Genomic DNA, 3,086 nt, shown 5'->3' on the forward strand with positions numbered 1-3,086 from the left:
CCCCACTGCTCGACTCAGACATCACCACCACTCACCCTTCGCCCTGCACCTTCGCTAGCACGGGACCCAAGGACCCGGCCAATGGTGAGAAAGGCTTCAAATAACCACGGCCTTCAGACACCGACGTCTTCCGCCCGACACCGCCTTTATTCTGATTATAGTCCCGACACTTCAAGGCATTTACATCGTCTTTGGCCACGGAACGGATTCCGCCGGTAACGGTCCCGTACAGAGGGTCTTCCCGCATCGCGGGAAACGAGTTTCAACCCCCTCGTTGTCGAACGTCGCATATATATAAAGACCGGCAGCTTTTGCAGATGACCACACTCCGCGCCCGAATCCCTCCATCAACAGCAGGGTATGCTCATACGTTTGGACGAAGACACAGCCAAGAACTTGGCTCCCTCCGCCCATTTCGAAACCGTCAGGATCCCCGTCTTGTCAACCTCCGATCCATCCGCAATGACCTCAAAGCCGGGGACCTCGGCATTAGTGGAACCGACCATGAGCAGGTCCACGCCCAGCTGCTCCTCCTCCGGGAAAGCCACGAACAGTAGGGCACAACCACCAGCAGCGCATCCGCCCCTGCCTCCTGGATCATCTCCACCATACGCACCGTATGCGCCATGTCATTGGAACGCACCCGAGATCACCGGCACATCGACAGCATCCACGACGGCACCACACGCGACACAGCCGAAGCCGCGCTCTCCAGCCAGGACCCCCCCCCCACAGGAAGCCGCAAGGAACCAGAAACACCAACAGCCATCACACACCACTTCCCAGGCCAGAGGATGGGGAACCGCTCCACGATCCCGTCGCCCCTTCGCAGTCAAGCTCCTCGATTATGAAGTCGGAATCAGCAAGAGAGAAGGCGCCCGAGGGACCGACAGGAGCAGTTTCACCAGGGGCGAGCAGACGGCCGGACACCCTGGTTCCGTTGGAGGAATGCCGGTCTGTTATCTCGAACCCGCCACCAGGAAGGCGGCGGATTTGGGCATGTATCCTGCTTACGTTCATGTTGCCGCCCATATGGATGTCAGCCTGGGCGGATCTGCCTATGGTGGCCGTATTCTGGCTGCAATTCACCCGGTATCCATCTCGGATTCTGGTGACACGGAAGCGGGGCCTCCTACTCATGTTGAGGCTGGCCGGCCCCTCATCACCGGAAACGCCGGAGGCTTCACCCGCCCCGCATATATCCCGGTCTGGATGAGGGGACATACCCAGAACGGTGTCCCCATCATTGCCCTCATCCGAAAGTCGGATTCCCGGATTGTCATCGGGTTCCAGAGCCCGATACCCAGAGGGAGCCTCCGTGGCAGCTCCCTCCTCCGGCAGCTTGAGAATCGTTTCTGAGTAGTACTCATCTTCATCGCCATGGGATTCACCCGCATGGTCCCCGGTCGGATCCGTGCCGGATGGGCCCGTCCCGGCACCAACCTGGCTCCGGGCTTCAGAGCCCGAGGACTCGGCGCTGGCGCCATCACCCCCCGGCAGGGTCCGGAATCTGCCTGCCGGGAGGATCGATGCCAGCATGGCATGGTAGGCATCCGCGTCGAACTCCTTGTTTGTTCGCACGAACGTCTCAACCGACCGAGACCACTCCGGATGCCCAAAAGCGCCAGTGTCGACCTTGCTGAGCCTGAAAAGCAGGGAAAGAGGACTGGCATCGAAACGGGGCCCATCGACGATGGGGACCTGTATCATTCGCGGAACCGTGTCGTCACCGGCAAAGTACAGATAATCCTGATGCCAGAGCACCGTCTGCAGAACCGCGCGCTCCTCCGCGCACACCCGAGCCACATCCCCTATGGCCTGCAAGACCCCGGCATACCGCTCAGCGGCCATGCCATGCCGCAGAACACGGCCCAGGGGTGTGGCTCCGGTCAAATCATAGTAGAACCTGGCTTCTCGCAAATCCCCCTCATAAGTGAAGGGAACCAGGTAATCCACATACCTTCCCGAAAGCAGAACCTGAGCCAGCGCCAGGTCAGGCATTTCGCCCCGAGTGGGGTTTACCGCCAGCGTGCATGCCCCGGAAGCACGGTCACGCCTGACCCTGCACTTCACCCTAGCTCATCCTTATCTTCGACAGCTGCCCTTGGGCAAAGCCAAGGAAACCGTCCGACCCCGCCATCGCATACTTCATCAGGCGATCAAACTGGTCATCATCCATGCCCCCCTGACAGTTCACCACGAACACCGTGCGGAAGACCAGGCCCTCCTCGGAGCTCTGCAAATAGGCACCCGGCCCCTCATAGTCCCGGTTCCAGGCATTGCAGACATCCTCAAGCAACTCACGCTGTCCTTTCGGATGGCTGCCCTTCTCAGTCCCACGAACCACCAGATACTCATGATGCTCGCCATCCATAGCGAATGTGAGCATGATATTGGCCCACATTCCAATCCAGGCATGCTCATAGTACTCGACATGGAAATCCTGCTGATCCATCCACCGCTTAATCCTGTCATCGTCGACGACGGCAGCCGGTCCTACACCACGCTGTGTCACTATTCAGCCTCTCTTTCCATAGGGCCCGCTGGGGGTACGTATGGGATCCGGGTATTGCTCGCCCAACCAGGCATAGAAGGCCTGTACGATTTTCAGCGAATCATCCAGCCTTGCCCCGAAGACATCCTCTCGTTCATCCCACATAATCTGGCCGACACTGAAAACCCGCACGGCTCTGTCTTCCTCCACCGAGGGTTCGCTGGCATAGGCCTTGGTCCACGCCGCAACGCTGTTCCATTCATTGCAGACATCGGCGGCATCGCGGTACCGGGCCGAGCTGAACCCGCGGCTCCACAGACTCCTGAAACTGATGGAGTCCAGACCAGCCGTCAGCGTATACAGCACCTCACCCTCGAGCAGGGTGGCCAGAACCGACTCGCCGCCGGCATCAATGAAAACGGGCACGCCCCTCTGGCCGAGCATCTTAGCCAGGCGGGCAAGAGGGGCCGGGAGCCCTTCCGACAGTTTCTCGCTCAGCGTCGGCAAGCCGCCCATCGTCGATTCCGGTTTTATATCAGTGCCGTTCATGTTGGTCTCTTCCCATCTCGCATTGTCGGGGTTCGTCCTTCCC

At 59.8% G+C, this 3,086-nt stretch carries 4 protein-coding genes and 1 pseudogene; all 5 read right to left on the reverse strand.

Annotated features, from left to right (window positions below; translation table 11 throughout):
* Window positions 1-347: 347 nt before the first annotated feature.
* Complete coding sequence (locus JF70_RS09120; protein ID WP_045936254.1) at window positions 348-548, reverse strand: hypothetical protein; 201 nt, start codon at window positions 546-548, stop codon at window positions 348-350.
* A pseudogene (locus tag JF70_RS09050) lies at window positions 548-680 on the reverse strand (dihydrodipicolinate synthase family protein); the annotation flags it as partial. The pseudogene JF70_RS09050 and the gene JF70_RS09120, both read right to left, overlap by 1 nt.
* 88 nt (window positions 681-768) lie before the next feature.
* Complete coding sequence (locus JF70_RS08630) at window positions 769-2,001, reverse strand: FHA domain-containing protein (protein ID WP_156149676.1); 1,233 nt, start codon at window positions 1,999-2,001, stop codon at window positions 769-771.
* 73 nt (window positions 2,002-2,074) lie between these two features.
* Window positions 2,075-2,515: a YbjN domain-containing protein gene (locus JF70_RS08320; protein ID WP_045936256.1), complete on the reverse strand. Its 441-nt coding sequence runs from the start codon at window positions 2,513-2,515 to the stop codon at window positions 2,075-2,077.
* Between the two features lie 3 nt (window positions 2,516-2,518).
* Window positions 2,519-3,086 (reverse strand): hypothetical protein (locus JF70_RS08325; protein ID WP_231578970.1); only part of this gene is annotated, 568 nt, incomplete at its 5' end.

Origin of the sequence: Bifidobacterium mellis (assembly GCF_000967265.1) — a bacterium.
Lineage (GTDB): Bacteria > Actinomycetota > Actinomycetes > Actinomycetales > Bifidobacteriaceae > Bombiscardovia > Bombiscardovia mellis.